Raw genomic sequence first — 26,666 nt, 5'->3', positions numbered from 1 at the left:
TTTTTGGCGGATTCCCGGAAAAAGTTAATGTAAAATAAAGTAATGAAATGAATTTTTCCTCAATTCAGCACGACCTGACATAGTGTGATAGAGTCTTTGCAACGCTAGTGGCCTCAAAGACTCTTATTATAAACCGACTTACTCCTGACACCGACATCTACTCTTTCCGTCAGTGTCCGCTGGTTCAGCCGTCGCAGTACCATTCCCGTCCAAAACCGAATAGACGTAAAGGGCTGTCCCCAAAGGGGAGCCGAACGAAACAATCCCAAATGATAGGCAAAAGACTTCCAAAACCACTGTAAACGTGGGGATGGAGGCGTCTTTTGCCATGAATATTCAGGTCGAATCTGCGGAGTGCCACGTCACTTTTGGGGGACCGATTTATTACACCCGGTGCGCCTTCTGCGCAGGCTTCGCGAGCGCGTCTTTCCATATTTGGCGCCACTCGTTTGCGTCGGTCAAGACGCTGTCCGGCTCAAGCCTGCTGCGGGCGACGAACGAAGGATGGAAGTCGCGGCCGGAATGCGCCCCGGTTTTATGATAGCGGAGGTCAAGCGACCAGCGCACAAAGTCGGAACGGTTCGATGTCCCCCGGTGCGGCGTATATTTGTTCATGATGACGATGCTGCCTCTCTTGCACGCTGCTGTAATCGCCGGGAGCGTAGGGAGAAGCTCATTCACGATCGTTGTGCCGCCTTCGGCCTGATGCTTTAAATAGCCGTTTTTGAACGAATGAGGAATAATTTCCATACAGCCGGTTTCCCGGGTCACATCGATCAGCGGCAGCCAGAACGTGTAAATCTCGGAAGCCTCCGATTCGGGAGCGGTGACGGCGGCATCCTGATGCCACGGCACATTTTCCATGCTTGCGGCCTGCTCGCCTTCTCCCTTCCACGGCATTTTCGACCGCAGATGCTGGATCGGATTGCAGGAAAGCTCGCTGCCGAGCAAGCATTCGGCTACGTCCAGCAGCTTCGGGTTCGTCAGGAAGTTGAACATGGCCGGGCCGAGCAGGTGCATAATATCGAATTTCCGGTTGATGTCCGGGCATTGCTCGTACAGCAGCGCGAAGCGTCTCTCAAACGGTTCGTCCGGGTACAAATTGGTGATCCGCCCCTCCTTATAAAACTGCTGCGCGCGTTCCTCGATAAAGCTCTCGATCTCTTCGATTAACGGCCGCATGTCCTCTTCGGTAAATACGTTTTCTGCGATTAAATATCCTTCCGTCTGAAACCGGATCACTTGCTCCATCGTTAGCGCCATCTTCGTTCCCCTCCGCCGTATATCGTTCTGTAACGATTTCAGTATAAGAAAACGGCGGCTGCGGTTGAAGGAACAATCTATCCCGGAACCCGTACGATATTATCCTCGTTCGTTTTGGCAGGCGGTCGTGCCGAAGGCAGGAATATGGCGCGGGATATCGAACTATATCGATAGCTGAGGGGATCATCGTATCCTCGAACCAGTCAAAGGAGAAGGCAGATGGACTTCCGGCTCGAGGCGGGAGGTCGATCGTTCACGATCGATCATGTTACGACGAATCTGATGGCGGGACGCGACGACGCTTTTGTGAAGCGTCACGTGCATCCGGTCTTTCACGTCATGTATATTTTAGAGGGCAAAGGGATGTTTACGGTCGGCGATATGGCGTCGGTAGTCGAACCGGGACATCTGTTCGTCATTCATCCGAATGAGCCGCACCAGTTTCATTTCGGAACGGACGGCCCTCTCACGAATTTGGAAAGCACGTTTATTTTGCGCAACAAATGCGGCGAACCGGCCGAAATGAACTTGTTCGATATGATCGAAGAGAGCCGGGCGATCGAGATCGGCGGCGCCCTTCGCTCGGCTCCGCTGACGGTTCCGCCGCGGTTTCGGCCGATGCTGGAGGAAGGGTACCGACGCATTCTCGCTTTGTACGACATTCCGCTTCTGAAGTCTCACTTCGCTGTTACAGTGGCGGAACTGCTGACGCGGGTCGAAACGATCGTGGCAAGCATCGTCCAGGCGGAGAAAACGCCGAATACGGCGGAGGAAACGGTCGAGCGGGCGAAGCGGTTTCTGCTGTCGAACTGGCACCGGCCGGTCACGCTGGCGGAAACGGCGCAATCGGTTCACGTGACCCCTAACTATTTGTGCCGGCTGTTCAAGGAACGAACCGGCGAAACGCCGATGGGCTTCCTGCAGACGGCGCGGTTGCGCGAGGCCGGCCATTTGCTCGCCTTCACCGACCTTCCCGTGTATACGATCGCGGAGAAGCTCGGTTACGAGGAGCCGTCCTACTTTGCGCGGCTGTTTCGCCGCGTATACGGCGAGTCTCCGCAAGCATACCGCAAGCTGCAGATCAGTTACGGTCAAAAGGGGCTGTAGGAGCAGTGTAAATATTTGTGGGTTGACCCGCTGAAAAATGTTGTGCTACCCTTAAACCCAAATTATAAACTTGCCGAATCCGGATATACCGAATATCCGGTACGGGGGACGATTTACTCGGGGTGAATGCCTTTAGCTCCATAGCGAGGCAGGGGAAATCCTCTTCCCTAACCCGTCAACTAACCTCGGAGGCAGCAGGAGGGAACTGTTTGAAACGTTTGTGGAAAACCGTTTTTTTGTCGTGTGCCGTGTGGGCGTCCGTTTCGGTTCTGGGGGCTGGGCAAGCTTCCGCGAACGGAGCCGGATCGGAAGTGAAGGTTCAGGTGAACGACGCGCTCGTAGCTTTCCCGGAGACACAGCCGTTCATCGATGTCAGCGGGCAGACGCTCGTACCGGCCCGGCCGCTGTTTGAAGCGATGGGCTACAAGCTGGACTGGCGCATGAACAATGGGCAGATTGCCGTCCTCATGCAAAATGCGGATCATACGAAGACCATTGAAGCCGAGACGGGCAAGAACGAATGGAAGGTGGACGGCAAGCCGGTTAAGCTGACCTCCGCCGCGATGAACAAGCAAGGAACGTTATTCATCCCGGTACGGGCCGTATCGGAACTGCTCGGTTCTATCGTACAATGGGACGCCGACAACGACATCGCCATCATCGGCCAGGATGGGAAATACCATGCTCCGGCCTGGTATGCTCCGCCTGCTCCCGCCCCGGCAGCAGCTGCGGTAGCAGCAGCCTACACCCCGACGGTCGCGGACAAGGTGGCGAGCACCGCCCAGAATCTGCTTGGCATCCGTTACGTATGGGGAGGCACGACGACGAAAGGATTCGACTGCTCGGGGTTCGTCAATTACGTCTTCGACCAGTATGGCGTCGAGCTGCCGCGGACCTCTCTCGATATGTACGATAACGTGGGCCAATCGGTAATCGGCTTGCAAACCGGCGATCTCGTCTTTTTCAAAATCGGCAAGTCGACGACGCATGTCGGCATTTACTTGGGAGACGGCCAGTTCGTATCCGCGACGACGTCGTCGGGGACGAAGATCGATTCCGTGTACAGCTCTTACTGGGGATCGAAATACATAGGGGCGAAGCGTGTGCTCTAGCTGAAGCGATAACGTCTGCCGGACTCGATTCGTATCGTTAAAATGAAACAACCTCCGCCAAAACGCTCGGAAGAGCGCATCGGCGGAGGTTGTTTGCCGTTTTAGGCCGTTAATCGTTTAACGGCCATAACGATTGATGCGGTTAAGGGCAGACGTGTGCCGGTCATTTCGCCGGAATGACTGAGGAAAGGCGATCCAGAATCGCCGCCATCTGCGCGCGGGAGATCGGCTCGTCCGGGCGGAATCGTCCCGGCTCGTAGCCCTGCAAAGCTCCCTGCGCGACGAGCGCCTGAATGTACGGATACGCCCAGTTGTCCGCGCGGACGTCGGAGAAAGCCGCGTTCGCTCCCGGAGGGGCGGACAGCTTCAGCGCTCTGGCGAGCATCGCTGCCATCTCAGCCCGTGTCACCGAGCTATCGGGCTTAAACACGCTCACCCCTGCGCCATCGACGATGCCGGCTTGCTTCGCTAGGGCGATTGCCCCGCTCGCCCAGTGCGTTGCGGGCACATCGGCGAAGCCTGCTGCACCGGCGGGCGCGGCTTGCCCGGGCAGCAAAGAGCGGGTCAGGATCGTTGCGGCTTCGGCCCGCGTCAGCGACGTTTCCGGGCTGAACCGGCCTTCGGCCGTCCCGGTCATCCAGCCTTTCGCGGCCGCCGCTGCGATTTCATTTTGCGCCCAATGGTTTTGCGCATCGGCGAAGAAAGCGCCGTTTACCCATAGCGTCATGTAGCTCCAGGAACTCGCGTCCTCCTGCCCGAGGCTCCAGCTTCCGGTGCCTTTGAGCCCATACTGGCTTACGAGCTGGAGCTTCTTTTTCATCGACTGCTCGTTCTCATGCCAGACGGTATACATGCCAGGATTTAAGGTCTTATAGCTGACGACGGGGAGCTGGGTTTCGCTCTCCGGTATCGTAAACGTGCTTACCGCCGATTCGCTGGCTGAATCATAGACGGTAGTGCCGCCGTAACGGGAGACGAGCTCAGGGACGCTGCGCCCTGGTATGCCCTCGCCATTTACCGTCCCGTCCGTCTTCCAGTAGCGCCCGTAAAACGGCAAGCCGAGAACGATCCGCTCGGGCGGCGCATAACGCAGCGCATACCGGATCGACCGCTCGACGAAGCTAAGGCTCGCCACCGGCCCCGGGTCCGCGTCGCCGGTGGACGATTCGTCGTAAGCCATCACCATCAAGTAATCGCTGTATTTGGCAAGCGCGGCATAATCGTACGAGCCGAGCCATCCTTTCGTAGTCCCTGTCGGATTGGCGGCAACGGCGACGGACACTTCCTTGTCCGCAGGCAAGTTTTCACGCAGCCGCTTCACCAGGTCGGTAAAATCGTCCCGCGACGTTTCCGTCACATTCTCGATATCCACGTTCACGCCATCCAGCCCGTACTTACTTACGGCTGCCGCGATTTGGGTTGCGAGTGTCTCGCGCTTCGCCAGCGCCTGAAGGCCGGTATCACGATCCCAATGATTGCTAAGAAACGGCACAACCCGGATGCCCCGTTTATGCATATCGCTAACGAAGGACGGATCGACCATGTCCGTCAGCAGCAGGCTCCCGTCCGGGCCCAGATCGAAGTAGCTGGGCGATACGACCTGCATCGCCCCGTCAGTCCGGTCGACATAGGAAATATATTCGGCAGGCCCGGCATACAGGTAGGACATTTGAAACCGCGCAGCCTCCGCAAGCCCAGAGACGCCCGCGCTCGTTATGATCAAGGCGGCGGCCAGCGCCGCCGTCGTTCGCAACCGACTTAAAATCGCCATTCGCATCGATTCCTTTCTTGAGCCGAAAAAAGATTACTTCCATTGTGCCGAAACAAGCGCTCCCCGGACAATGCATAAATAATGTCAATACACGAATAGACGTTATACTTATGCTCCGCATTGCCTGTTTCTGTGGTAAAATGGAGAACGCAAGCGACACTAAATAACTCGCAGGGTGATCGAGGATGGGAACAGTTCCTACAGGCATTCGCGGATTGGACGTATTGCTTCACGGCGGTTTCCCGCGAGGATCTACCATTGTAGTTGAAGGCGCTCCCGGTACGGGCAAGACGACCCTTGGCATGCAGTTTCTGTATTACGGGGCGCTGAAGGACCGGGAAGCCGGCATATACATTACGTTCGAAGAATTTCCGGAGCAGTTGTACCGCGATATGTTAGCCTTCGAATGGGATTTGCGACAGCTGGAGAGAGAGGGCCTGCTTCGTGTGGTCGGCATGTCGCCCGATATTTTTCTCGAGCAAATGATCGAGCCCGGAGGGCTGATCGAGAGCATGATCCGCGAGCTGAATTGCAAACGGATCGTCGTCGACAGCATCAGCCTGTTCCGCTACGGGGCCGCAAGCGAAGAGGAGCATCGCCGGATGCTGTACAAGCTGCGCAACCTGCTCCGCAAACTGGAGCTTACCTCGCTGCTGGTGAAGGAGCGGGAAGCGGCGGACGAGCAAAGCGGCTTCGAAGCGTATATCGCCGACGGCTTTATGAAGCTGAGCCTGAAGCCGCATATGGACAAATACCGCGTGCGCATGCTGGAAATATTGAAGATGCGCGGCAGGCGCATCCGCGAAGGCGAGCATGTGTACCGATTGACCGATAACGGGATCAGGCTCATTCCGGCGAGGTCGATGATCGAGGATTTGGCGTTGTTGAACGGGCGGTCCAGGGTGCCGACCGGCGTAGCCGCGCTGGACGAGCTGCTGGAAGGAGGCTTGACGCGTGGAAGCGTTTACCTGCTGGATACGAACAGTAAGGCGAACTATAAATATTTCATCGCTTCCGTGCTTGCTAACCGCATCCGGGATGGGGAAAAAGTGATGGCGATGCTGTCGAGCTTTTTGACGCCGCACGATCTGGACAAAATGTTAGCGCTTCAAGGGCTTTCGATGAGCGGCATGGCCGAAGAAGAACGAATTTATTTTATCGAGCATTACACGCGTCCGTACCCGCCGAACTGCGAAGCGAACGTGCTGGACGTCAGCAGGATGAACAATGCGGAGTACCGGAACATCGTGGAGCAGAAAATAACGGCGCTTGTGTCCGGGGGCGGCAACTGGTTCGCCTATTACGATCTGAACACGATATTGGCGGAACGGGGCAAGGAATATATCGCGAAATATTTCGCCGCCGATGCGGCAGGAGTGAAGGCGCTGGGCATGACGATGCTCGTGCTGTGCAATTTTAGCGAAATCGGGCCGGAGGTGTCCGCGTTTCTGGAGAGAACGTCCAACGGCGTCATTCGGACGTGGGTCGACGGCGCGTACCAATATATGCAAGTAACCAAATCGCCAAACGGTGTTATATCCGAGCCCTATGTCGTGGAAACGACGACGCAGGCTCCTTTCATGAGATTGTCCTGATATCGCCAGACGGGAGGCATACGATGACTGAAGAAGATACTTGGCAATTGCAAATGGAGTGCACCCGGTTTTTTCAAAATAACCCGTACAGCATCGAAACGGCGGAAGGAATCTCCCTGCGGCTCGGACGCAAAACGGAGCATCTCGACCCGGTGTTGTGCCGGCTCGTCTCGCTGGCCATTTTGGAGAAGACGGGCAATGGTTCGCGTTCCATTTACCGTTACATCGAGCCTCATTATTCCGAGGATCTGGACGTGCAATGGAACGTCATCTGAGCCTGGCGCAAAGCTTGCAGGATCTTTTTGCGGAGGAAAGCGGACTATCGGTTATGCTGACGAACGATCGTGGGGAATGGTTAACGCGACCGTCCGGCACGATCGCCTCGGCCCCGGAGATGGCGATGTGCCGGGACAAGCTGAAGGCTTGCCAGTCCGAGCTGATCCAGAGCTACGCGGGGACGCGGCACGGAGTCGTGCTGGGAGTCGCTCCGGGCGTATGGCTGCTGATGGCGCCTATATTTCCGAACAAGGAGCAGATCTGCTACGTATGGGGCGGTTGTCTTGTCGATGAAAAGGCGATAGCTCAGGCGATGAGTCATGAGGTGTCCGGCGAGACGGACATCCCGTGGACGCGTTTATGGGGAGCTGTTTCGCTTGCCGAGCCGGGACATACCGAGAAGGCGGTGGCCCAGATCGGGCGGCTTGCGGCCGTGGCCGAGGGCGTACTGAAGCCTGAATATACAGAGCGGTCGTTCCTCCGCTCGATGGAGCTGCTGCGGCGAATGACGATCGGCGGCGGTTCCCCCGCCGAGCGGATCAGAGGGCTGGTCGCCGCCTCGGACGAGCTGGAATTCGCCGGCTATGCGGCCAAGACGGAAGGGCTGCGGTTTACGATCGGCGCCTATGCGGGAGCGGCTGCCGAGTCCGTAAGCGGGTTGTCGTTTTCGCTCGGCGAAGGGTTTGTCGGACAAGTGGCTACTACGCGCAAGCCGGCTTTTTGGGAGTATACGGACCATGATCCGAGAACGTTCGTGTTCGCGGAGCGCGGTCTTTATCCGACCGCGTTTTTTTGCGTGCCTGTTATGCGGGAGCGCGAGCTGGCCGGCATTCTGTTCGGAGGGAGCGTTACGGAGCCGTCTCTCGGCAAAAACGCGCGCTCGTTCGTGCAGGCGTACGGGGCGAATTGGTCGAAGCAGCTTACGCTCGAAACCGTCCGCGAAGATCGCGACACGAATTTCACCCGTCTGTCCACCTTCGTGGAAACTTGCGGGGCGATTAATCAGGCGCAGGATGCGAAGCGGCTTAGTTACATTTTGGTGGACATGAGCCTGAATTTGGTCGAAGGGTCTTTTTGCTGTGTCGTTCTGAAGCAGTCGAGCAGCAAGGTCCAGCTCGTGTCCAGAGGACTCGGCGGGCAGCAGGCCGAGAAGCTGGTGAAGGAGGTGGCGGGGCGGTGGGCAAGGCGCGAAGGCGGAACGTCCGCCCCCGAAACCGAGCTGTACGAAGGGGCGGACACGCCTCCGATGCTCGAATGCCCGCTCTATTACGCGAAGGAGCTGCTCGGCGTCTGGTGCATTGCCTTGAAGCATACCGAGCAATACGTGCTGTACCGGGACTATATGACGATCGTGGCGCAGGCGGCTTCCTCCGTCCTGTACCGGCTGTGGGGCAAGGGCAGAATCGATAGCGGGGATGCCGTCCAGCTGCTGAACCGGGCGCTCGGTTACTGGGATGCGTATATGTACCAGATGACCCACGAGGCGCAGGAGCTGGCGCTGCCGTTCGCCCGTTCCTTGAAGCTGTCCGACGCGGAGTTGAAGCAGATCGGCGAGGCGTGCCTCATTTACCCGTACCCGCCCTCGTTTCTTGGGGACGATCTGCTGCCGAGCCCGGAGCAGCTTGCGATCATACGCGACTTTCATGCGATTACGGGCGATGTCGGAGAGGGCAGGACGCAGTCGTCCGGACCGGCGTATGGCGCCGGGGGCCAGATCATTGCAATGATTTATACGTATCTTCAATTCGGCCGCGATCTGGAAGCTGTCGATTCGCTGCGTACGGTGACTCCGAAGCTTCGCAAGGCATTCCGTTCTTTTATTGAATCGAGAGAAGTGGTGGAGAAGGAATTTTCGTTTGCGGAAGAGGCTGCGGCGACCAAGGAACCCGCCGTGCCGGAGCGGCCCGACATTCGGCTTCCGGCAGAGATGTCCTCGCTGTCTTCGCGCGAGCAGGAGGTGCTCGGCCACGTGCTGCTCGGCAAAAGCAACCGCGAAATCGCGGAGGAGCTTAGGATCAGCGAGCATACGGTCAAAAACCATATGACGAACATTTTCCACAAGCTCGGCGTTACCGATCGGGCGCAGGCGATTGCGCTCGTATACAAGTCCGGCTGGAATCGCTGAGCTTGGAACTCGCATCAAAGAAACAGAACCGTCTTCCGGCCGCTGAGCCGGGACGGTTTTTTTGCGTTTCTACTACCCGGGCCGCCGCTTCAATAGGAAGCCGATTCAGAAGCCGCCGCTCCCACTAGGAATGTAGTAGGACAGGACCGCCTCCCGCCGATTGCAAAGATAAGAAGAGTCGGGGATACCTTTTTGCTTCAAAAAAAAGGAAAATAGAGATAGACAACAAAGCTAAACTCTACGGATTTTCGGCAGGTAGCGAAGGTTTAAAAAAAGATAGAACAAGGCGAGCGGAGGATTGGCGGACAATCAAAGGAGTGGATCGCCAGTGAATCGGAATTGGGATGGAACTATGAATGGGGAACGTTTGGAGCAAGAGGCGGCAGCTTTCGCGCGTAACGAGCCGCAGACGGCCTTTTTACTGAAACGATTGAAGCGGCATCATCTTCCGACCTACAAGCTCAGTTTAATGACCGCCTATTACACCAGGCTGCTGGCGAAGGAATTGTTCGATAACGACGAGGACGTACGCCGGCTGTATAGGACGGCGCTGCTGCAAGATATCGGGAAGCTTCACATAGATGCGGATGTATTGGATAACCGTTACCGGCTGTATGAAGGGGAAATGCTGCGTCTGCAGGAGCATCCGAAGCATAGCGCGAACATTCTGGAACCTTTAATCGAAAGCTTTGCGGTGGACGGGGAAGCGGTTCTTCATCATCATGAAAATTTGGACGGAACGGGGTATCCCTTCGGTCTGACTTATGAATCGATCTCGCAAAACGCCCGCGTACTGCGAGTCGCCGACACGTTTGCCACGCTGACCGACCGGCATTCTTCGTTCCGGCTCAGTCATGAGGAAGCGCTCGAGGAGCTGTACCGGTGGAGCGACATTTTGTTCGACGGCGAAGTGGCCGAGCTAATGAACCGGCTGTACCGCGATCGGCTGCAAGGCGGACCGGAGAAGGGGGAATCGCGCTATGCAGGTGCTGCACGAAATCGAAACTCTTAAACGGGTGATGCACCGGCTGGCCGAACGACACGGGAGCTTGACCCATAAATGCGTGGTGAGGGTCAGTCAGCTGCTGGATCAAAAGCTGAACGAGTATGAGCAGATCCGGCGCTGCTCGCCCGAGCGGATGAAAACGATGTAGAAGGAATCGATAAAAATAAAATGAGCGCGTTTGGCGCAATCACGTTCGGCTGCCGCTTCGTATGGACTACGGGGGGCAGCCGGGCGTTTTTTCGGTTTTTGTTGTGAAACTTTGCATCGATCCAACAGTAGTACATAATACATATGAATGCCAAACGGCAAAACCGCAAAACGGAGCTTCCATACAAAGGCGGGAGGGCGATCCTGATGGAACTGCTGCATGTCCATATCGGGCAAGGCGGCTATGAAGAGCGGGACGATGTGATTCGCGACATCACGTTTACGCTCGAAGCCGGGCAGCTGGTCGGCTTGATCGGGCCGAACGGAGCCGGAAAAAGCACGACGATCAAAGCGATTCTCGGGCTCATCAAGCTGACGAAGGGAGACGTCCGCTTCTGCGGACCCGAGGGCTCCCATGCGTATATTCCCGAGCAGCCGATCTTGTACGAGGAACTTACGCTGTGGGAGCATCTCGAACTTGCCGCGGCGGCGCACGGCATGACCGATGAGTTGTTCCGGGAGCGGGCGGAGGAACTGCTGAAACGATTCAAGCTGAACGAGGTACGGCATCATCTGACCACTTCGTTCTCGAAAGGGATGCAGCAAAAGGCGATGCTCGTCATCGGCTTCTTGAGCAGGCCGGATGTTTATATCGTGGACGAGCCGTTCATCGGCCTCGACCCGAAGGCGACGAAGGAGCTGCTCGACACGTTGAACGCGGAACGGCAGCGCGGGGCGGCGATTCTGATGTCCACCCACGTACTCGATACCGCCGAAAAAATATGCGACTCGTTCGTGCTGCTAAGCAGCGGGGAGACGGTAGCCCAGGGCGACCTGGAATCGATCCGGCGGCAATGCGGCATGCCGGGGGCTTCGCTGTTCGACTGCTTCCATACACTCACTTGAACGGGAGGAAGTGCGGCATGATCGACGCAAATCGGTTGTTCGGCCGAAGACTGAACTCGGAATGGCGGTTCCAGTACCGGGTATGGAAGATGGCCGTTGACTGGACGGTAGCGCTGTACATCGTCATTCCGGCGATACTCGTTGCCGGGTATCAATACGTATCGTGGTGGCGGGATATGCCGGCATGGGGGGCGGCAATTCCATCCGTTGTCTGGCTGACCGTCTTGTACGCGGCGAGCGGCCTAAGCTCGCTCCGTCTGTTCATGGAAGAGGCGGATCAGCTGTTTTTGATTCAGAACAAAGCTTGGATGGACAAACTAAAGCGCCTCGGCATCGCCTATTCGCTGGTTGTGCGCGTGCTGCTCGCGGCCCTGGTTACCGGGGTGATCGCACCTTTTCTCGTGAAGGTGCACGGCTTCGGAGCGCTTCATCTCGTTCTGCTCGCCTTGCTTGCGGCAGCGGCGGGGGCGTTTCGGCTGCTGGCGGAGCGCTTGCTTGCGCTGAAGCTGCCGCGAATAGCCGGGTGGATGGCGAATAGCGCCGCTTACGGTTTGCTGGGTGTGCTGTTCGTCTTTGCGGGCGGTCTCGCGGGCGGCGGCTTGCCTGCTGCGGTGTTGACCGTGGCGCTGATCGGCTCGACGGCCGCACTTGCCCGTGTACGGGTACATTTAAGCGGCACCTTTTACCGGGATGCGGCTTACGAATCGGCTCAACGGATGAAATACGCCGCGCTGCTGATGGGCCAGGTCGTGCCGAAGCCGTCCCGGCTGCTGAAGCGGACGAAGCCGCTTGTTTTCCGCAATTCGCGTCATCTGTTTCGCACCAGATCGCCTGATCGCGTGCTCGCGGAGGCGATCGTCAAATCGTTTTTCCGCAGCGGCACCCAGCTCAAGCAGTATGCGCAGTTGACGGCGGCTTGCAGCTTCGGGCTGCTGCTTATGCCGGTCGCGGTCAAATGGGTGTTCCTCATAGGCGTCTCGCTGCTGCTCGCCTATTGGGTCAAGCTGTACGGCAAGGAAGTGCTGGCGTCTTCGTTCATGAAGATGTTCGGCTGGCGGGACGAAGACCGGAGACAAGCGATCCGCAAGGCGACGCCGTGGATGTTCGTACCGGTTTATATTCCTGCGGGACTCGCGCTCGGATGGACGGCTTACGGCTTGTGGGCGGGACTGCTGCTGATCCCGGCCGGATGGCTGATCGGATATGTGATGGGAGAGCTGCTGAACGCCTGGTAGCTCTGCGCCTGATCTTCGTGCGTATAAGGAGACGATGCGAGGACGATCCTAAGGGCTGTATGCAAATCCGATCCGAAAGAGGGACGTTTATGAGTGAAGCACCGATCTACTTTGAATTTTCCGATTCGTCTGCTGCCGTCATGGCGCTCGACACTTTGTCGGAGCTTGGCTATCATGCCCATGCGACGGAACTGGACGGCAAGCCGGGCGTCCAGGTGTACATCGACAAAAACGATCTGACCTCGGCGCTCGAGATCGCCCAGGCCAGCGGCGGTATGCTGCTCAGTACGGAACGGGCCGCCGCCGATGCGGATTCGTATAAACTGGCGTACGAATTGGACTCTGTCCCGATTCCGGCCCATCTCGTCAACGAGGATTGGTCCGAATCGTACTTCAGCGGCGACGGCGCTGCAACATCCGAGGCGTTTGATCCGTCCGGAGACGACTACAGCCATTTTTCCGCGCGTTAGAAGAGCGAGATCGGACGAGAAAAAGCAGCGGGCGGCCTTCACCAGGAAGGAACGTCCGCTGCTTTATTTTCAGGGAAGAGTCAGAGCTTCGTCCGCCGCATGTTTTCCGGCCGTATACCCGGAGGAGAAGGCGGCCGTAATATTATAACCTCCTGTATAGCCGTGAACATCAAGCACCTCGCCGCAAAAAAACAGCCCCGGCATCAGCTTCGACTGCATCGACTTCGGATCGATTTCCTTCAGGTGGACGCCTCCCCCGGTGACGAAAGCTTCTTCGATGGACAATGTGCCGTTTGCGCGCAGAGGGAACGCTTTGGCGAGTCTTGCGAGCTCCGTCCACGGCTGCTTCGGAATATTGTCATACGTTAGGTCGTCCTGGATCCCGGCTTTCTTTAGAAGAATCGGGATCAGCTTTTCGGGAAAAAAGCCTTTCAGCACGTTTTTGACCGCTTTTTTCGCCTCCTCCTGGGCAAGCCGCATCGTCTCGGCATAGATCTCGTCGGACGAACGGTCCGGGAACAGATCGATCGTCATCGGGACGGTGCGTTCCCCCGTCTTCTTCAACTGCTTCACGACAAACTGGCTGCATCGCAAAGCGGCGGGGCCGGATATGCCGAAATGGGTAAAGATCATGTCGCCCTCGTGCTCGACCAGCATCTTGCCTTTCTCGTTCCATACGGCCAAATGAATGCCGCGCAGGCTGAGGCCTTGCAGCTCCTTGCTCTGGATAAAGGCGTCGCTTGAAGTAATCGGCACCTCGGTCGGATACAGCTCCGTAATCGTATGCCCCGCCTCCTCGGCCCAGACATAGCCGTCCCCGGTGGAGCCCGTATGCGGCACCGAGCGGCCGCCGGTAGCGATAATGACGCAGCGGCAGCGCAGCCGTTCGCCCGATTTCAGCCGTACCGCGCTCGTTCGTCCGCCATCGTACTCGATGCGGTCTACGGGGCTATTCGTCCGAACCGCCACCCGCTGTTCGCGTACCCGGTTGACGAGCGCGTCAACGACCGTCTTCGCTTTATCGCTTACCGGAAACATCCGGCCGCGGTCCTCCTCCTTCAGTTTAATGCCCATGCCTTCAAAAAAATCGATAATATCCCGGTTGCCGAATGTGTTCAACGCGCTGTACAAAAACCGGCCGTTGCCGGGGATATGCTTGATCAGCTCGTCAAGCTCCTTGGCGTTGGTGACGTTGCATCGTCCGCCGCCCGAGATGCCCAGCTTGCGTCCGAGCTTGTCGCCCTTGTCGACCAGCAGCACGCTCGCTCCGGCGCCGGATGCGGATATACAAGCCATCAGGCCGGAAGGGCCGCCGCCAACAACGATTACATCATACTCCACTAGCGTTAATCTCCTTTGGCGAAGGCCGCGTGCCTCGCATTGTTACGAACATTGTATCGTGTTTCGCGGCAAAAGAAAAACGCATCGGCTGGGCCGGGGAAGGCGCTCGCCTCATGCGTTTGTGCGTTTCGTCGGTTACTTGCGGCTTGGCTGCTCAAACTCGGCTTCGTTAGGCAGCTCAACGACTGCCGGTTCCCCGGCCCATTGCCCGTGACGATGGTCGATAGTCCTGATGACGAGACGGCCGGGGTAAACTTCGATGAACAAGCTTTCACTTTTGAGCGGCCGGATCGGCCGGTTTTCGGAGTCGTAGGCAAAGCGCACCGAACCGCTGCCTACGGCGGTGAACTTGCCGCGCCACAGTTGGTTTGTGCTCTCTGCATCCCAGTGCGTATGGCCGGACAGCAGAACGGCGAACGGGTATCGTTCCAATATGGAGCGCAGCCGCTCGTGCTGTACGACGCCGCGCTCATGGGAAGTTCCGTCCAGTGTATGCGGTAAAGGCTGATGCAAAAAGACGAGCGCCGGTACGAGAGGAACGGCGACAATTTCGCCGTTTTGCTTGTTCGCGTTGCCCTTATCCTTAACTTTGGCGGTGAGCCTCGCGCGGTGGTCCTCCAGTCTCGACTCCAGCCAGTTCAACTGGGCATCGGACAGAAAGGCATCTTCGGCAACGGATTCGTCCGCGTCCCGGTATGCTTCGCCGCTCATAAACAGGAACGGGACGCCTCCGACATCTTCGGCATAATACGGCTTCGCATAGCCGAAAAAGGAGGTAAACTGAGCGATTGCCCTGCTGCTGCTCCAATTCCGGCTCAGCCGCTTATAATCGTAGCCGTGTCCGTGCCGCCACATCCCGTAATAGTCATGATTTCCCATCGTGGCCCGGACAGGAGCGTGCGGAGTGTTGTCCAGCAGCCGCCGCAGCGTCTCGTAATCGCCCTGCCAGCCGTTCGTCAAATCTCCGTTTAAAACGATCCTATCCGCGTCCGGCTTTATGCTATAATGATCTTTAAGCGCTTTCACGAACAATTGCTGCGACAAGGAATCGTCTGCCTGCACGTGGATGTCGCTAAGCAGCGAGAACGAGCTTAGCGGCGAATCCGTATCCGCACGCGCTGTCGGCAGAACTGAAGTGTTGCCGAGGATCGCCGCCGAAGCGGCAGATGCCGGGGGGAACGGAGTTTCGTATAGATGCAGCAGGCCGCATCCGGCGGCGAACAGTACCGGTATGATTCGAAATACGTTCATGGGTGCGCTCCTTCCGTGTAGCGACGATTGTGCCGAGTACGGCAAAAGAACAAGCGGTTCACCAAGCGAGAGTGGTTCCGCAACCCCGTCTTATACGTAAGATGCAATGGAAGTCCTTTACTTATACATCGGAAACGGAGTGGTATGGTTTGCCAGCCCAGCTGTCATGGGGACCTTTTACGATTCAAACGTCGCTGCTTGCCGTCATTGCCGCTTGTGCGGCCCTGATTGTCGCGGTGCGCCTCGTATCGCGCTTTTACGGCCCGGCTGCGAAGGAAGCGGCGGAGCTGGTGCAAAATGCGGCTTTTATCGTGCTGCTTGTGTGGAAATTCGGGCATGTGCTGTTTGCCCCGTCGGTGATATGGGACCGTCCGCTCGCCATCTTTATCCTGAACGGAGGCACCCGGGAAGCGCTATTGGCCGCAGCGGCCGCGGCGGTTTACCTGGTCGTAAGCATCCGGCGCAAAGGCATACCGCTGCGAATATTCCTCGATCTCGTTTCGTTCGGGACGATCGTCGCCGTCATCGTTTATGCCGCCATCGATTGGCGGGCGGGTGAGGCGACCACGAAGCCGTGGGGGATCGTTGTAAGCAGCCCCGAGTTTCGCTATCATCCGATATCGGGCTATACGATAATAGTCGCCTTGGCGGTGCTTATGCTGCTAGGGTTCCGGCGGGGGAAGGCTGGTACCGGCGAGTGGTTCCGGATCGCGACGTTATATATGGGAGCGGGTTTGCTGCTCGTTTCGTTCTGGGAAGTTCCGGCTCCTACCGTGCTGCTGTTTACGGCGTATCAGTGGAGGGCGCTTGCTCTGGTCGCCGCTGGCATTATTTTCTCGGCCGGGGCGCATACTAAGACCACTTTCCAACATTAAGCGCCGTCTGCAGCATAAGGCGGTTATATCGGAAAGTGTCCGAAGTGCGAAAGGAGCTGACATGTTGCATGTCGACAAAACGAGCCGGAACCCAGGATTCACCCGCGCAGCGGCGTCAGGCCGAACAAAATGAAGAGGGCCGCGCCAAGAAGGATTCGGTAGCCGACAAAAAGCTTGGCGGTCCGAACCGGCCTTCCGTGTAGCCGGGAGCCAGCCTATGACGACAGAATCGAATAAGCACGACGCCAAAGGGCGGGAGAAGGCGGGCGGTGGTCCGGGCAATCGACCTCAGGACGAATCGCTCGATCCGTTCGAGATTAACTTTTTGCCGCAATTTACGGAAGGAAGAGGGCCGCGGAAGCCGTTCGTGAACGAATTCGGCGTCACGATCGGGGATCACGAATACGAATCGCCGCAATCCCCGCTCAGCCAGTGGACGAAGGACACGGACCCGATGGTCATGACGGGGGACCGGTGGGTGCACCCGTTCAAGGATATCGGTTTCCGGACGGCGGAAAACCGCGACTATTTCGAGAAAGGGATCGCCCCGTCCGCTTCGGGCGAGCGCTTTATGCATCCGGAGCAAAATACGGCTTACGATGCCGAGAACGGGACAAGCAGCGGGGAGCCGGAAGCGTAACTTGCCCGCACGAAACCTGCCGAAGTCATGGCCGAGGGGCTTTGCTTCCCGGGGTCGGAGATGTATAATAAGGGGAAGGTACACATTTTCGATTTCGATTCGCAGCGAATCTTAAAGGAGTGAAGCCACGATGGCCATGTCATTCGAAGCATATATGCGGGATATGATCCAACCGATGCGGGACGACCTGACTCGTCTCGGTATCCAGGAACTGCTTACGCCGGAAGACGTAACGGAGCAGTTCGAAGCGGCGAAAGGCACGTCGCTTATCGTCGTCAACTCGGTATGCGGCTGTGCCGCCGGCCAGTGCCGTCCCGGCGTTGCCAAAGCGCTGGAACACGACATTACGCCCGATAATCTGTTCACCGTATTCGCCGGCCAAGAGAAGGACGCAACGGCGAAGGCGCGCGAATATTTTGCGCCGTACCCGCCTTCGTCGCCTTCGATCGCCCTGATGAAGGACGGAGAGCTCGTTCATATGATCGAGCGCCATCAGATCGAGAACCGTTCCGCCGAACAGATCGCCGCCGATCTGACCAGCGCGTTCGACCGTTTCTGCCGCTAAGACGAAACATCGTCTTACGACAAGCAAGCCCCCTTACGAATGCCGACGTTGTTACGACGGTTCGCGAGGGGGCTTTGCTTATAACATCAGAATTTATAAGTTTTGAGCGAAGCTCAAATCAGTCGCGGATTTCAACGATAATCTCGATCTCAACCGGCGTATGGAACGGCAGATCGCTCGTCCCGATCGCGGAACGGGCGTGGCGTCCCCTCTCGCCGAATACGTCCACAAGCAGATCGGACGCCCCGTTCATAACGAAAGGCTGATCGCCGAAGCCTGGCGCGCTGTTCACGAAACCGAGCAGCTTGACGATTTTAACGACGCGGTCGAGATCGCCGAGGTAGCCCTTCATCACGGCCAAACAGTTGATGATGACTTGGCGGGCGGCTTCGCGGCCCTGTTCGATCGTCAGATCACTGCCGACTTTGCCTTCATGGATCAGCACGCCGTTAGCGTCGCGTGCGTCTTGGCCGGACAAGTACAGCAGATTGCCGGTCCGGTTGGCCGGAATGTAAGTGAAGCGCGGCTGCGGCGGGGGTGGAAGCACGATTCCGAGCTCTTCCAGTCGTTTTTCGATTTGTCCCATAGTAGAAAACCTCCAGTTTTGTAAATGGTGATATTAGTGATGCTGGCAGCAGGCGGTTGCGCGGATCAGCCCGCCATGGCGGGCGGACGTATGCTTGTCGCCGCTGATCGTTTCGGCGCCGCCGACAAAAACGTGCGAAATGCCGTCCGGATATTGCCGCGGCTGCTCAAACGTCGCATTGTCGCAGATGGCGTACGGATCAAACACGGCAATATCGGCGATGTAGCCGGGTACGAGCAATCCGCGTTTGCCGAGCTTGAACCGCTGCGCCGGAAACGACGTCATTTTGCGCACCGCCTGCTCAAGCGACAGCACTTTCTGCTCGCGCACGTACTTCGCGAAAATGCGCGGGAACGTGCCATATAGGCGAGGATGCGGCTTGCCCGTTTCGCAGGTCAGGCTGTCCGAGGCGATGAGCGCCTTCTCGTAGCCAACGACCTGCTTGACGTCGTCCTCCGACATGTGGAAGTAAACGATCGAGATGCGGCCGTCTTCCTCCAGCAGCAAGTCCATCATGCAGTCGACCGGATGCTGGCCGCGCTGCTCGGCGATTTCCGCGATCGAGAGACCCTCAAGACCGCGGTTGCGCTCGGTATGCATGGCAGAGATGATGACGCTTTGCCAGCCGGTGGAGCAGACAAGGTTGTCCCAGGTCGTCTGTTCTTCGCCCAGCTCCTCGCGGATGCGCGCCCGCAAGACAGGGTTGCGGAATGCGGCAAGCGTTCCTTCGATGCCGCCTTCGAGCGCCCAGGGAGGCAGAACGGTCGTAAGCGTCGTCGAGCCTGCGTTGTACGGGTACACGTCACACGTCACGTCCATGCCGCGGGCGCGAGCGTCCTCGATCAGCTCGATCGCCTCCAGCACCTTGCCCCAGTTCGCCTTGCCGGCCGCCTTCAGATGGCTGATATGCAGCGCAACGCCGGCCTTCTCGGCAATCCAGATCACTTCTTTGACCGAAGGGATCAGGTTGTTGCCTTCGCCGCGAATATGCGTGGACAGCAGGCCGTCATACTTCGGCAGCACCGAGCATAACTCGGCCAGCTCTTCGCGGGACGTATAACTGCCCGGCGCATACAGCAGTCCGATGGACAGGCCGATCGCTCCGGCGCGCATCCCCTCGTCCAAAATTTGCTTCATCCGCTCCAGCTCCTCGCGGGTCGCGGGACGATTGTCGAACCCGGTGACCGCGATACGCAGCGCGCCGTGGGCGACATAGGTAGCGACATTTTCCGAAGGGCGGTTAGCGGCGAGATGCTCCATGTACTGGCCGACTGTCTCCCACGGCCAATCCCACGACGTATGGCCAAGCACAGGCTGCACGTAGGTGCGCAGCATGTCGGCGCGGTCTTTGACGTAAGGGGCGGGAGCAAGCCCGCAGTTGCCGACGACTTCGGTCGTGACGCCTTGGCGCAGCTTGATGTCGCTGTGCGGGTAATCGAAGATCATCAGGTCGGAGTGGCAGTGGCCGTCGATAAACCCAGGCGCAATAACGCTGCCGTGGACGTCCACGATTTTGGCCGCTTCCTGCTCCAGCTTGCCGATAGCGGCAATGCGGCCGTCCTTGACGCCGACGTCGCCGAAAAACCAAGGATTTCCTGTACCGTCCGCTATGCGGCCGCCGCGAATAATAAGATCGAGCATATGCGTTTGTCCTCCCGGGGATGATGTAAGCGGGGGCAGTTCCGGTTTATTCGGCGAGCTTCCCGAATTCGGTTTTGCCTTCCTCCATGTAGCTGTATAACGAATATTTGGAAATGTTCAAATACGCGCAAATTTTGTCTCCGCCCTTCTTGATTAGAAAAGCGCCTTTGCGGTCGAGCAGGGTTATCATCCGGATCTTGTCTTCCTTGCTCATCATGGCGACCGGCTTGCCGATCTGCTCCTGCGCCTCTTGAATGAGCGCTTCGAGCAAATCGCCTACGTTCGTGACGAACGATTCCTTCACTTCGGGCTGCAAGCCCGTCATCGTGAGGCTGTTGATCGTTTTCTCCGCCATCATGAGCGCCGTAATGTCGAAGTTGATGCAGATCGCGCCAACCGGCTTGCCCTCGGCGTTTTTCATGTAGATCGACGTGGAGCGGAGAATGCGGCCTTCTTTAGTCTGGGTAATGTAGTTGAATTTGTTGCCGTTCACGTGATTGCCGCGCAGCAGCTCAAGCCCCAGATTGGTGCCCGGATCGCCGACGCTGCGGCCGGTCACATGACCGTTCTCGATCGCGATAATCGTACTTTCATACGGGCGCGACAAATCGTGCAGCACGACCTCGCATGCATCGCCGAATTGGGCGGCGATCCCTTGAACCAGGTCGGATAAAAACGCCATTTCCTGTTGCACCGATTCCATGCGCGGCAACAACCTCCTTCTCGGGCGGACGCCTGAAACGCGCCGCAGCCGGTTACGCGAACCGGATAAGCCGTATCGATAGCTTGCGGGGAAATGGTATCACACTTGCCGTGAAAGAATCAAACAAAAATTTAGTTTGCATTAAAAAAAGTATGGAATGTAAATGGAATTATGCTAGAATGAGTACGCAACGCAACTATTCCATGCAAACTACCCGAGCTTTACACCTATATGTATTTCGTATTCAAGGGCGGCAGCCAAACGAAGGAGGTCCTTTTCCATGAGGCGCTGGTTCGACAAATCGCTGCAGCGCAAGCTGAGCCTGCTGCTGCTCGTCGCGGTTGTGCTGCCGCTGCTCGCCACCGGAGTCGTATCCTACCGGATCGCCTCGTCGCTGACAGAAGAGAAAGCGAAGCAGTCGGGGACGAACACGCTCCGCCAGATGGCGGACAAGCTGGAATTCATGATTCGGGACGTCGAGAACATGTCCGTGTTTATTATCGGGCAGCGGGATATTCAGCAATATTTGGACAACGAGCGGGCAGACATTTCGCTGTTTACGCAAAATATCGGATTTTTGACCAATCTCGTCTTCTCCAAAACCTATATATCCAATATTACGGTTCTATCCGCATACGATTATCCGTCGCTGTCCAATACGACCATCCTGCGGTCGGGTCTGCAGAGCCAGCTGGAGGAAGGCAAGTCCAAGCTGGACTCGGGCATGAAATGGTGGACCTCGCTATACGAAAACCAAACGACGGCCGACGGGCTGAAACGGGTCGTTTCCCTCGTTCGCCCGATCCGCAGCACAACTAAGTTCCGGAATATCGGCGTGTTGTCAATCAGTCTGGACGAGAACGAGATGCGTCGCATTTTGAAAAATGCAGGTTGGGAGCAGTCGGGCTTCGTCCTGCTCGCCGACCCGGACGGCGTCATCTTGTCCGGCGATTCGCCGGATTGGCTGAACCGGCCGCTGCGGGAGCGGATGCCGGATCTGGCCTCGCTAAACGAGCTGGAGGGCACGTTTACGTATAGCTCGGAAGGCCGGGGAGAGGATACGGTATTGTACCGCACGATCGCGGGTACGAACTGGAAGCTGATCGGCGTCATTCCGACCCGCACCTATACGTCCCAGAACGAATACGTGCTTACGGTAACCGCCGTTGCGATCGGCGTGGCGCTGCTTTTCTCCATCGTCTTCGTGCTGCTGTTCCTGCGACGAGTCACGCGGCCGCTGCTGGGACTCGCCGCCACGCTTAAGGATATGAACCCGGACGAGGCGATCCCGCCGTTTGCGGTGAAAAGCGCGGACGAGGTCGGACTGCTTCTGCACAGCTTCAACAAGCTGAGCGAGCGGATTCAGCGGCTCAAGGAACAGGTGCAGCAGAACGAGGCGAAGAAGAAGGAAGCCGACATTATGGCGCTTCAGGCGCAGATCAATCCTCATTTTTTGTACAATACGCTATCGTCGATTCATTGGATGGCACTGATGAACAAGGACGGCCAAATCGCCGAAATGGTCGGCGCGCTTAGCGATTTTCTTCGTTTCTCGCTCAATAAGGGCGAGGAGTTTTGCAAAGCGTCGCAGGAAGTCGCCCATGCGCAAAATTATGTAAAAATTATGGCGATCCGGTTTCAGGATAAATTCGAAGCCCGGTTTTATATCGATCCGAAGCTGCAGGATGAGACGATGCTAAAGCTGCTGCTGCAGCCCCTCATCGAAAACAGCATCATGCACGGCTTGCAAAAGAAGAAAGGGCGGGGGCAGCTGTACGTTCACGGAGAGTTCCATGGCGATTCGATGACGTTCGTCGTGGAAGACACCGGTATCGGCATGGATCAGGCAAAGCTTAACGAGATTCGCGGCAATTTGAATGCGGCTTCGGGAACGAGCAGTCCCGAGCCGGGCCGCTCCGGGTACGGGCTGCGCAATGTGCATCAGCGGCTGCAGCTTCATTACGGTACCGGAACCGGCTTGCAGATTGAGAGCGAAACGGGCGCCGGCACGCGCATCTCGTTTACGATTCCGATTATGGAGGCGGGCGACTATGAAAATCATGATCGTTGACGACGAAGCGATAATTCGCAGAGGCTTGTGCACGGTTATCGATTGGAAGGAGCTGGGGCTAACGCTGCTGGAGCCCGCCGAATGCGGCGAGGAAGCGCTGGAGCGTATACCGGCCGAGAAGCCGCATATTGTGCTTACCGATATCCGCATGCCGGGGATGGACGGCATCGAGCTGGCCAGGCAGATCAAGAAGATTGCCCCGAGTACGGAAATCGTCATTTTGACCGGCTATGACGACTTTGCGTATGCCCAGCAGGCGCTGCGCGAAGGGGTGACCGACTATTTGCTGAAAACTAGCGGACCCGAAGAAATTATGAAGTCGGCGCTCAAGGCGAAGATGAACATTACGGACAAATGGGAAGCACAGCGCAAAGAGCTGGTGCAGACGGCCGCGCTGCGCAGAGAGCTGCTCGAAGGGCTGCTCGCAGGCAGACAGGAAAGCGGCTCCGAGCTGGCGCTCATCGAGAACTGGATGAAAGAGCGCGGCGTGACGGGAAGCACGGCTGAGCCGCAGATGCCGCTGCGTGTGCTTATCGTTTCGGCTTCGGGCTGGGGCGAGGGCAAGACGGCGGAGCTGCTGCTCGGCGCGGTAGAAAATATGCTGGCCGAGCTTCTGCCGTCCGTCTCGCTGCTGAAGAGCGACCGGATTGTGCTGGTGGCCCGCGCCGGACCGGGCTTCGCCGAACGAAGCGGGCTGGAGCGCGCCGTCCGGCGCGTTTGCGAAACGCTGAAATGCTCCGTATTCGCCGCCACCGGGGAAAGCGTTACCCACCCCGAGGAGCTTCCACGCTCGTACGGCGAAGCCGAGCGGGTTTATGCTTACCGGCTGCTGCTGCGCGAGCAGGGCGTTTGCGAACTGCGCGACATCGCTTCGCGAAGCGGAGGCGCTACCGTCTGCCCGCAGCGCGAGGAAGAAGAGCTGGCCGGGCTGCTCATGAGCAACGTTCCGACGCAGTTGCGTCACTTCGTTCACCGGCTCGTACGCGAGCAGATGGACGATCCGTCCGTAACGCCGAAGTCGCTCCGGGCCTACTTGCAGTCTGTGGCTATCGCCGGGCATCGCTGGCTGGAGCGGGCCAAGGGAGGCGGCCCCGCCCCCAGCGGTCAGCCGGCGCAGGTTCCCGCCTATTCGTTCGAGGACGGGCTTCCCCCCGAAGACGAGCTGTTCAAGCTGCTCGCTTCCATTATGTCGGCTTTCCATGAAACGATGAGCGATACGCGATATTCCTATGTGCACCGGGCCATCGCCTACATCCGCGAGCGGCTGGACCGCAACTTGACGCTGCAGGAGGTGGCGAAGTTCGTCCATTTGACACCGAACCATTTCAGCGACGCGTTTAAGAAAGAAACCGGTCAAAGCTATATCGAGTTCGTCACGCAGGAGCGGATGCGCAGGGCCGCTCACGTGCTCAAGAGCACGCCGCTCAAGATCAGCGAGGTGGCGGGGGCCGTCGGCTATGAGGATATCAAATATTTCAGCCAGCAGTTCAAGAAGTACACCGGGCAGACGCCCACGGAATACCGGCAATCGTCAGCGGAATAAACTATACAGCAAATGGAGAGATTGCATATGTCTTATACGTACCCGGAACTGCCTACACCTGCGGTTATCGTCGACCTGGATATCGTGGAGCGCAACATTGCCCGCTTGGCTGCGAAGCTGAAAGCGCAAGGAATCGCGCATCGTCCGCATATCAAATCGACGAAGTCGGTTTATTTTGCCCGCAAGCAGCTTGAAGCCGGAGCGATCGGCATCACCGTGGCGAAGCTGTCGGAAGCCGAGGTGTTTGCCGAAGCCGGCATCGATTCGATACTGGTCGCTTATCCGATCATCGGCGAGGACAAGCTGGAGCGCTTCGCCCGGCTTCACTTGAAGGCGAATATGCTCGCGACGGTCGACAGCGTCCAGGGCGCGCTGGGATTATCCCGAGTAGGAGAAACGACCGGGAAGCCGGTGCAGGTTCTGATCGAGATCGACGGCGGACTGAATCGCGGCGGACGCCAGCCGGGAGAAGACGCCGTCTCGTTCGCCCGCGAGATTGCCGTTCTGCCCGGCATTCACATCCGCGGCATTATGGGCTATTTCGGCACCATATACGGCAATAAGGACGAAGCTTCGTTTCGAGCCGCTGTGCGCCGGGAGTCGGAGACGATGCAGGCGGTTAAGACGTCTTTGCTGGAAGCCGGCATCGGAGTGGATATTGTCAGCACCGGCTCCTCGCCTGCTGCGCTGCTGTGCGAGGAATTAAGCGGGGTGTCCGAAGTGAGGGCGGGCAATTATATTTTGTTCGACGTCTCGGGCGTTGCGATGGGCTTCGCTACCGAAGAAGATTGCGCGCTGAGGGTTGTAGCGACCGTGGTCAGCACGCCGCTGCCCGGCCGGGCTACGATCGACGCCGGGACGAAGACGCTGACGAGCGACAAGGCGCATAACCGGGACGGCTTCGGCATCGTTGTCGGCCGCCCCGAGCTTCGTATAACGGGCCTCAACGAAGAGCACGGCTTCCTGCAATTCGATCCGGAAACGGCTTCGCTTGCCGTCGGCGATCGGATCGAAATCATTCCGAATCATTCGTGCGTCATTCCGAATTTGTGCGACCGCATTAACGGCGTGCGCGGCGGACAAGTAGAGCGGACGATTCCGGTCGATGCGCGCGGCTGCAACTACTAGAGGAGTTTTAGTAGTTTTCGTTTAGAGCTTATGGGGGGTGAAGAGACTCATGACGATCAGCTACTTGGAGTATATTAACGAGTCGCGCGTCCGGGAAGTGTTGTCGGATCTCGTGCGGATACCGAGTGTCAACCCGGGGTTTCAGGGCGGACAAGGCGAGAAAGAAGTAGCCGCCTATGTGCGCCGCTTTCTGGAGAGGCTGGGGCTTCCTTATGAGGTACAGTCTGTGGAGCCGGACCGGGACAACGTGATCGGCACGCTTGCGGGACGGACCGACCGCTGCCTGTTGTGGGAGGCGCATATGGATACCGTACAGACGGCAGGCATGACGCTCGATCCGTTCGGCGCGGAAGTGCGGGACGGCCGCCTGTACGGACGCGGCGCATGCGATACCAAGGCTTCGCTCGCTGCCATGCTCGTGGCGCTCGAAACGATGAAGGAACGCGATATGCTGCCTGCCGTCACTGTCCGTCTGGCCGCCGTCGTCGACGAGGAAATTACGTACAAGGGCGTCTCGGCACTGGCGGAGCTTATCCGTTGCGGCGGGCTTCGATGCGACGCGGCGATCGTCGGCGAGCCGACGAAGCTGCATGCGATTATCGCCCACAAGGGCGTGCTGCGCTTCCGAATCGAGACGATCGGAGCGGCCGCGCACAGTTCTACGCCGGAGAAGGGAGTCAATGCGATCGAGCGCATGGCGGATGTGATCGCCTTCCTGAAGCGGTACGCCGCCGAGCGCTTTCCCGCCTCGCGGCATCCGCTGACCGGAGCGCCGACGCTGTGCATCAGCATGATCGAGGGAGGCGTTGCGCCGAATACGGTAGCGGAGCGCTGTCTGGTATCGGTGGACATCCGCACCGCGCCCGGTCAGGAGTGGGAAGACGTCTGGGCCGATGCGCGCGACAGTGTCGCCAGTTTCGTACGGGAGCAGGGCTGGCCTTCCGGAGCGTCGGTTGTCGTCCATCGCCCGTTTCTGACGGACTTTGCGATGGAGGTCGCGCCGGACGATCCGCTCGTCCTCACTTTGATGGCGGCGTCGAATACGTACGCGCCCGGCCGTGTGGCCGTCGGGGCTCCCTATTGCAGCGACGCCAGCAAGCTGACGCGCGTCGGAGTGCCGACGCTCGTATTCGGGCCCGGCGATATTGCCGAAGCGCACACGGCGGACGAATGGGTCGAGCTTGCCGAGGTCGTCCGGGCGGCGGCTGTCTTTGTTCATACGGCGATGCATTTCGGGGAATGATCAACATGAATGGACTTTCGAACGGGGCTCCTTGCCGCTATTGCGGTTAGGGGCCTTTTTTTGCAT

Annotated in this window: 25 protein-coding genes and 1 riboswitch; of the genes, 18 read left to right on the top strand and 7 right to left on the bottom strand. The window is 58.0% G+C overall.

Going from position 1 to position 26,666, the window contains the following annotated elements; genetic code table 11:
* Positions 1-384: 384 nt before the first annotated feature.
* Positions 385-1,263: a phytanoyl-CoA dioxygenase family protein gene (locus tag D7M11_RS33270; protein ID WP_120751585.1), complete on the bottom strand. Its 879-nt coding sequence runs from the start codon at positions 1,261-1,263 to the stop codon at positions 385-387.
* A gap of 219 nt (positions 1,264-1,482) precedes the next feature.
* Between D7M11_RS33270 and D7M11_RS33265 the strand changes: the two genes are divergently transcribed.
* Together D7M11_RS33265 and D7M11_RS33260 are read left to right on the top strand one after the other, a co-directional pair.
* A complete protein-coding gene (locus D7M11_RS33265; RefSeq protein WP_120751584.1) occupies positions 1,483-2,370 on the top strand; it encodes a helix-turn-helix transcriptional regulator in 888 nt (295 codons plus the stop codon).
* Positions 2,371-2,431: 61 nt separating this feature from the next.
* A riboswitch (cyclic di-AMP (ydaO/yuaA leader) is annotated at positions 2,432-2,578 on the top strand.
* A gap of 1 nt (position 2,579) precedes the next feature.
* Complete coding sequence (locus tag D7M11_RS33260; RefSeq protein WP_240041420.1) at positions 2,580-3,482, top strand: C40 family peptidase; 903 nt, start codon at positions 2,580-2,582, stop codon at positions 3,480-3,482.
* A 163-nt stretch (positions 3,483-3,645) separates the two neighbouring features.
* On the opposite strand, the gene D7M11_RS33255 is transcribed toward D7M11_RS33260, so the two are convergent.
* Entirely contained in the window at positions 3,646-5,235 is a 1,590-nt protein-coding gene (locus D7M11_RS33255) for an S-layer homology domain-containing protein (protein WP_240041419.1), read from the bottom strand.
* 203 nt (positions 5,236-5,438) lie between these two features.
* On the opposite strand from D7M11_RS33255, the gene D7M11_RS33250 reads away from it, so the two are divergent.
* From D7M11_RS33250 to D7M11_RS33215, 8 genes are all read left to right on the top strand, one after another.
* Entirely contained in the window at positions 5,439-6,848 is a 1,410-nt protein-coding gene (locus D7M11_RS33250; protein WP_120751582.1) for an ATPase domain-containing protein, read from the top strand.
* A 23-nt stretch (positions 6,849-6,871) separates the two neighbouring features.
* Positions 6,872-7,123, top strand: a complete 252-nt coding sequence (locus D7M11_RS33245; protein WP_120751581.1) for a hypothetical protein — start codon at positions 6,872-6,874, stop codon at positions 7,121-7,123.
* Positions 7,108-9,249 (top strand): LuxR C-terminal-related transcriptional regulator, encoded by a 2,142-nt coding sequence (locus tag D7M11_RS37615; protein WP_193556340.1) that lies wholly within the window; start codon positions 7,108-7,110, stop codon positions 9,247-9,249. The genes D7M11_RS33245 and D7M11_RS37615 overlap by 16 nt, the downstream gene beginning before the upstream one ends.
* A 328-nt stretch (positions 9,250-9,577) precedes the next feature.
* Positions 9,578-10,261, top strand: a complete 684-nt coding sequence (locus D7M11_RS33235; RefSeq protein ID WP_147433539.1) for an HD-GYP domain-containing protein — start codon at positions 9,578-9,580, stop codon at positions 10,259-10,261.
* Positions 10,230-10,403 carry an aspartyl-phosphate phosphatase Spo0E family protein gene (locus D7M11_RS33230; RefSeq protein WP_120751579.1) on the top strand — a complete coding sequence of 58 codons (174 nt, stop codon included), beginning with the start codon at positions 10,230-10,232 and terminating at the stop codon, positions 10,401-10,403. The genes D7M11_RS33235 and D7M11_RS33230 overlap by 32 nt, the downstream gene beginning before the upstream one ends.
* 206 nt (positions 10,404-10,609) lie before the next feature.
* Positions 10,610-11,308 (top strand): ABC transporter ATP-binding protein, encoded by a 699-nt coding sequence (locus D7M11_RS33225; protein ID WP_120751578.1) that lies wholly within the window; start codon positions 10,610-10,612, stop codon positions 11,306-11,308.
* 17 nt (positions 11,309-11,325) lie between these two features.
* On the top strand, positions 11,326-12,543 hold the full coding sequence (locus tag D7M11_RS33220) for an ABC transporter permease (RefSeq protein ID WP_158606968.1): 1,218 nt from the start codon (positions 11,326-11,328) through the stop codon (positions 12,541-12,543).
* An 89-nt stretch (positions 12,544-12,632) separates the two neighbouring features.
* Positions 12,633-13,013, top strand: coding sequence for a hypothetical protein (locus D7M11_RS33215; RefSeq protein ID WP_120751576.1), 381 nt, complete (start codon positions 12,633-12,635; stop codon positions 13,011-13,013).
* Between the two features lie 69 nt (positions 13,014-13,082).
* Here D7M11_RS33215 and D7M11_RS33210 read toward each other — a convergent pair whose 3' ends face one another.
* Together D7M11_RS33210 and D7M11_RS33205 are read right to left on the bottom strand one after the other, a co-directional pair.
* A complete protein-coding gene (locus D7M11_RS33210; RefSeq protein WP_120751575.1) occupies positions 13,083-14,354 on the bottom strand; it encodes a BaiN/RdsA family NAD(P)/FAD-dependent oxidoreductase in 1,272 nt (423 codons plus the stop codon).
* A gap of 135 nt (positions 14,355-14,489) precedes the next feature.
* On the bottom strand, positions 14,490-15,605 hold the full coding sequence (locus D7M11_RS33205) for a metallophosphoesterase family protein (protein WP_120751574.1): 1,116 nt from the start codon (positions 15,603-15,605) through the stop codon (positions 14,490-14,492).
* A gap of 101 nt (positions 15,606-15,706) precedes the next feature.
* On the opposite strand from D7M11_RS33205, the gene D7M11_RS33200 reads away from it, so the two are divergent.
* The 4 genes from D7M11_RS33200 to D7M11_RS33190 all read left to right on the top strand — a co-directional run bounded on the left by D7M11_RS33200 (position 15,707) and on the right by D7M11_RS33190 (position 17,685).
* Positions 15,707-16,480 (top strand): prolipoprotein diacylglyceryl transferase, encoded by a 774-nt coding sequence (locus D7M11_RS33200; RefSeq protein WP_193556339.1) that lies wholly within the window; start codon positions 15,707-15,709, stop codon positions 16,478-16,480.
* A gap of 68 nt (positions 16,481-16,548) precedes the next feature.
* The gene (locus tag D7M11_RS37840) at positions 16,549-16,683 is read left to right on the top strand and encodes a hypothetical protein (RefSeq protein ID WP_275671758.1); all 135 of its coding nucleotides are present in this window, start codon (positions 16,549-16,551) and stop codon (positions 16,681-16,683) included.
* A 14-nt stretch (positions 16,684-16,697) separates the two neighbouring features.
* Positions 16,698-17,120 (top strand): DUF3905 domain-containing protein, encoded by a 423-nt coding sequence (locus D7M11_RS33195; RefSeq protein WP_120751572.1) that lies wholly within the window; start codon positions 16,698-16,700, stop codon positions 17,118-17,120.
* A gap of 130 nt (positions 17,121-17,250) precedes the next feature.
* Positions 17,251-17,685, top strand: coding sequence for a BrxA/BrxB family bacilliredoxin (locus D7M11_RS33190; protein ID WP_120751571.1), 435 nt, complete (start codon positions 17,251-17,253; stop codon positions 17,683-17,685).
* Positions 17,686-17,803: 118 nt separating this feature from the next.
* Here the strand turns inward: D7M11_RS33190 and D7M11_RS33185 are convergent, their stop codons facing one another.
* Genes D7M11_RS33185 through D7M11_RS33175 form a run of 3 tightly spaced genes read right to left on the bottom strand, consistent with a single transcriptional unit; the run spans position 17,804 to position 20,615 of the window.
* On the bottom strand, positions 17,804-18,271 hold the full coding sequence (locus D7M11_RS33185) for a RidA family protein (RefSeq protein ID WP_120751570.1): 468 nt from the start codon (positions 18,269-18,271) through the stop codon (positions 17,804-17,806).
* 33 nt (positions 18,272-18,304) lie between these two features.
* A complete protein-coding gene (locus D7M11_RS33180; protein WP_120751569.1) occupies positions 18,305-19,912 on the bottom strand; it encodes an N-acyl-D-amino-acid deacylase family protein in 1,608 nt (535 codons plus the stop codon).
* A 46-nt stretch (positions 19,913-19,958) separates the two neighbouring features.
* Entirely contained in the window at positions 19,959-20,615 is a 657-nt protein-coding gene (locus D7M11_RS33175; RefSeq protein ID WP_120751568.1) for a helix-turn-helix transcriptional regulator, read from the bottom strand.
* A gap of 280 nt (positions 20,616-20,895) precedes the next feature.
* Here D7M11_RS33175 and D7M11_RS33170 point away from each other — a divergent pair, with 280 nt between their 5' ends.
* The 4 genes from D7M11_RS33170 to D7M11_RS33155 are packed head-to-tail and all read left to right on the top strand — an operon-like array spanning position 20,896 to position 26,600.
* On the top strand, positions 20,896-22,686 hold the full coding sequence (locus D7M11_RS33170) for a cache domain-containing sensor histidine kinase (protein ID WP_120751567.1): 1,791 nt from the start codon (positions 20,896-20,898) through the stop codon (positions 22,684-22,686).
* Positions 22,667-24,229: a response regulator gene (locus D7M11_RS33165; protein WP_120751566.1), complete on the top strand. Its 1,563-nt coding sequence runs from the start codon at positions 22,667-22,669 to the stop codon at positions 24,227-24,229. The genes D7M11_RS33170 and D7M11_RS33165 overlap by 20 nt, the downstream gene beginning before the upstream one ends.
* Before the next feature lie 12 nt (positions 24,230-24,241).
* Positions 24,242-25,357 carry an alanine racemase gene (locus tag D7M11_RS33160; protein WP_240041418.1) on the top strand — a complete coding sequence of 372 codons (1,116 nt, stop codon included), beginning with the start codon at positions 24,242-24,244 and terminating at the stop codon, positions 25,355-25,357.
* A 49-nt stretch (positions 25,358-25,406) separates the two neighbouring features.
* The gene (locus D7M11_RS33155) at positions 25,407-26,600 is read left to right on the top strand and encodes a M20 family metallopeptidase (RefSeq protein ID WP_240041417.1); all 1,194 of its coding nucleotides are present in this window, start codon (positions 25,407-25,409) and stop codon (positions 26,598-26,600) included.
* Positions 26,601-26,666: the final 66 nt, after the last annotated feature.

The organism is Paenibacillus ginsengarvi, assembly GCF_003626695.1.
Lineage (GTDB): Bacteria > Bacillota > Bacilli > Paenibacillales > NBRC-103111 > Paenibacillus_AB > Paenibacillus_AB ginsengarvi.
The sequence above is the reverse complement of the archived record's forward strand: the minus strand, read 5'-3'. Positions and strand labels throughout refer to the sequence as shown.

Excerpts from the sequence above, each read along its gene's own strand:
- D7M11_RS33270 (WP_120751585.1), bottom strand. The coding sequence starts at position 1,263 with ATGGCGCTAACGATGGAGCAAGTGATCCGGTTTCAGACGGAAGGATAT.
- D7M11_RS33265 (WP_120751584.1), top strand. The coding sequence starts at position 1,483 with ATGGACTTCCGGCTCGAGGCGGGAGGTCGATCGTTCACGATCGATCAT.
- D7M11_RS33250 (WP_120751582.1), top strand. The coding sequence starts at position 5,439 with ATGGGAACAGTTCCTACAGGCATTCGCGGATTGGACGTATTGCTTCAC.
- D7M11_RS33245 (WP_120751581.1), top strand. The coding sequence starts at position 6,872 with ATGACTGAAGAAGATACTTGGCAATTGCAAATGGAGTGCACCCGGTTT.
- D7M11_RS37615 (WP_193556340.1), top strand. The coding sequence starts at position 7,108 with ATGGAACGTCATCTGAGCCTGGCGCAAAGCTTGCAGGATCTTTTTGCG.
- D7M11_RS33230 (WP_120751579.1), top strand. The coding sequence starts at position 10,230 with ATGCAGGTGCTGCACGAAATCGAAACTCTTAAACGGGTGATGCACCGG.
- D7M11_RS33225 (WP_120751578.1), top strand. The coding sequence starts at position 10,610 with ATGGAACTGCTGCATGTCCATATCGGGCAAGGCGGCTATGAAGAGCGG.
- D7M11_RS33220 (WP_158606968.1), top strand. The coding sequence starts at position 11,326 with ATGATCGACGCAAATCGGTTGTTCGGCCGAAGACTGAACTCGGAATGG.
- D7M11_RS33215 (WP_120751576.1), top strand. The coding sequence starts at position 12,633 with ATGAGTGAAGCACCGATCTACTTTGAATTTTCCGATTCGTCTGCTGCC.
- D7M11_RS33205 (WP_120751574.1), bottom strand. The coding sequence starts at position 15,605 with ATGAACGTATTTCGAATCATACCGGTACTGTTCGCCGCCGGATGCGGC.
- D7M11_RS33200 (WP_193556339.1), top strand. The coding sequence starts at position 15,707 with ATGCAATGGAAGTCCTTTACTTATACATCGGAAACGGAGTGGTATGGT.
- D7M11_RS37840 (WP_275671758.1), top strand. The coding sequence starts at position 16,549 with ATGTCGACAAAACGAGCCGGAACCCAGGATTCACCCGCGCAGCGGCGT.
- D7M11_RS33195 (WP_120751572.1), top strand. The coding sequence starts at position 16,698 with ATGACGACAGAATCGAATAAGCACGACGCCAAAGGGCGGGAGAAGGCG.
- D7M11_RS33190 (WP_120751571.1), top strand. The coding sequence starts at position 17,251 with ATGGCCATGTCATTCGAAGCATATATGCGGGATATGATCCAACCGATG.
- D7M11_RS33185 (WP_120751570.1), bottom strand. The coding sequence starts at position 18,271 with ATGGGACAAATCGAAAAACGACTGGAAGAGCTCGGAATCGTGCTTCCA.
- D7M11_RS33180 (WP_120751569.1), bottom strand. The coding sequence starts at position 19,912 with ATGCTCGATCTTATTATTCGCGGCGGCCGCATAGCGGACGGTACAGGA.
- D7M11_RS33175 (WP_120751568.1), bottom strand. The coding sequence starts at position 20,615 with ATGGAATCGGTGCAACAGGAAATGGCGTTTTTATCCGACCTGGTTCAA.
- D7M11_RS33170 (WP_120751567.1), top strand. The coding sequence starts at position 20,896 with ATGAGGCGCTGGTTCGACAAATCGCTGCAGCGCAAGCTGAGCCTGCTG.
- D7M11_RS33165 (WP_120751566.1), top strand. The coding sequence starts at position 22,667 with ATGAAAATCATGATCGTTGACGACGAAGCGATAATTCGCAGAGGCTTG.
- D7M11_RS33160 (WP_240041418.1), top strand. The coding sequence starts at position 24,242 with ATGGAGAGATTGCATATGTCTTATACGTACCCGGAACTGCCTACACCT.
- D7M11_RS33155 (WP_240041417.1), top strand. The coding sequence starts at position 25,407 with ATGACGATCAGCTACTTGGAGTATATTAACGAGTCGCGCGTCCGGGAA.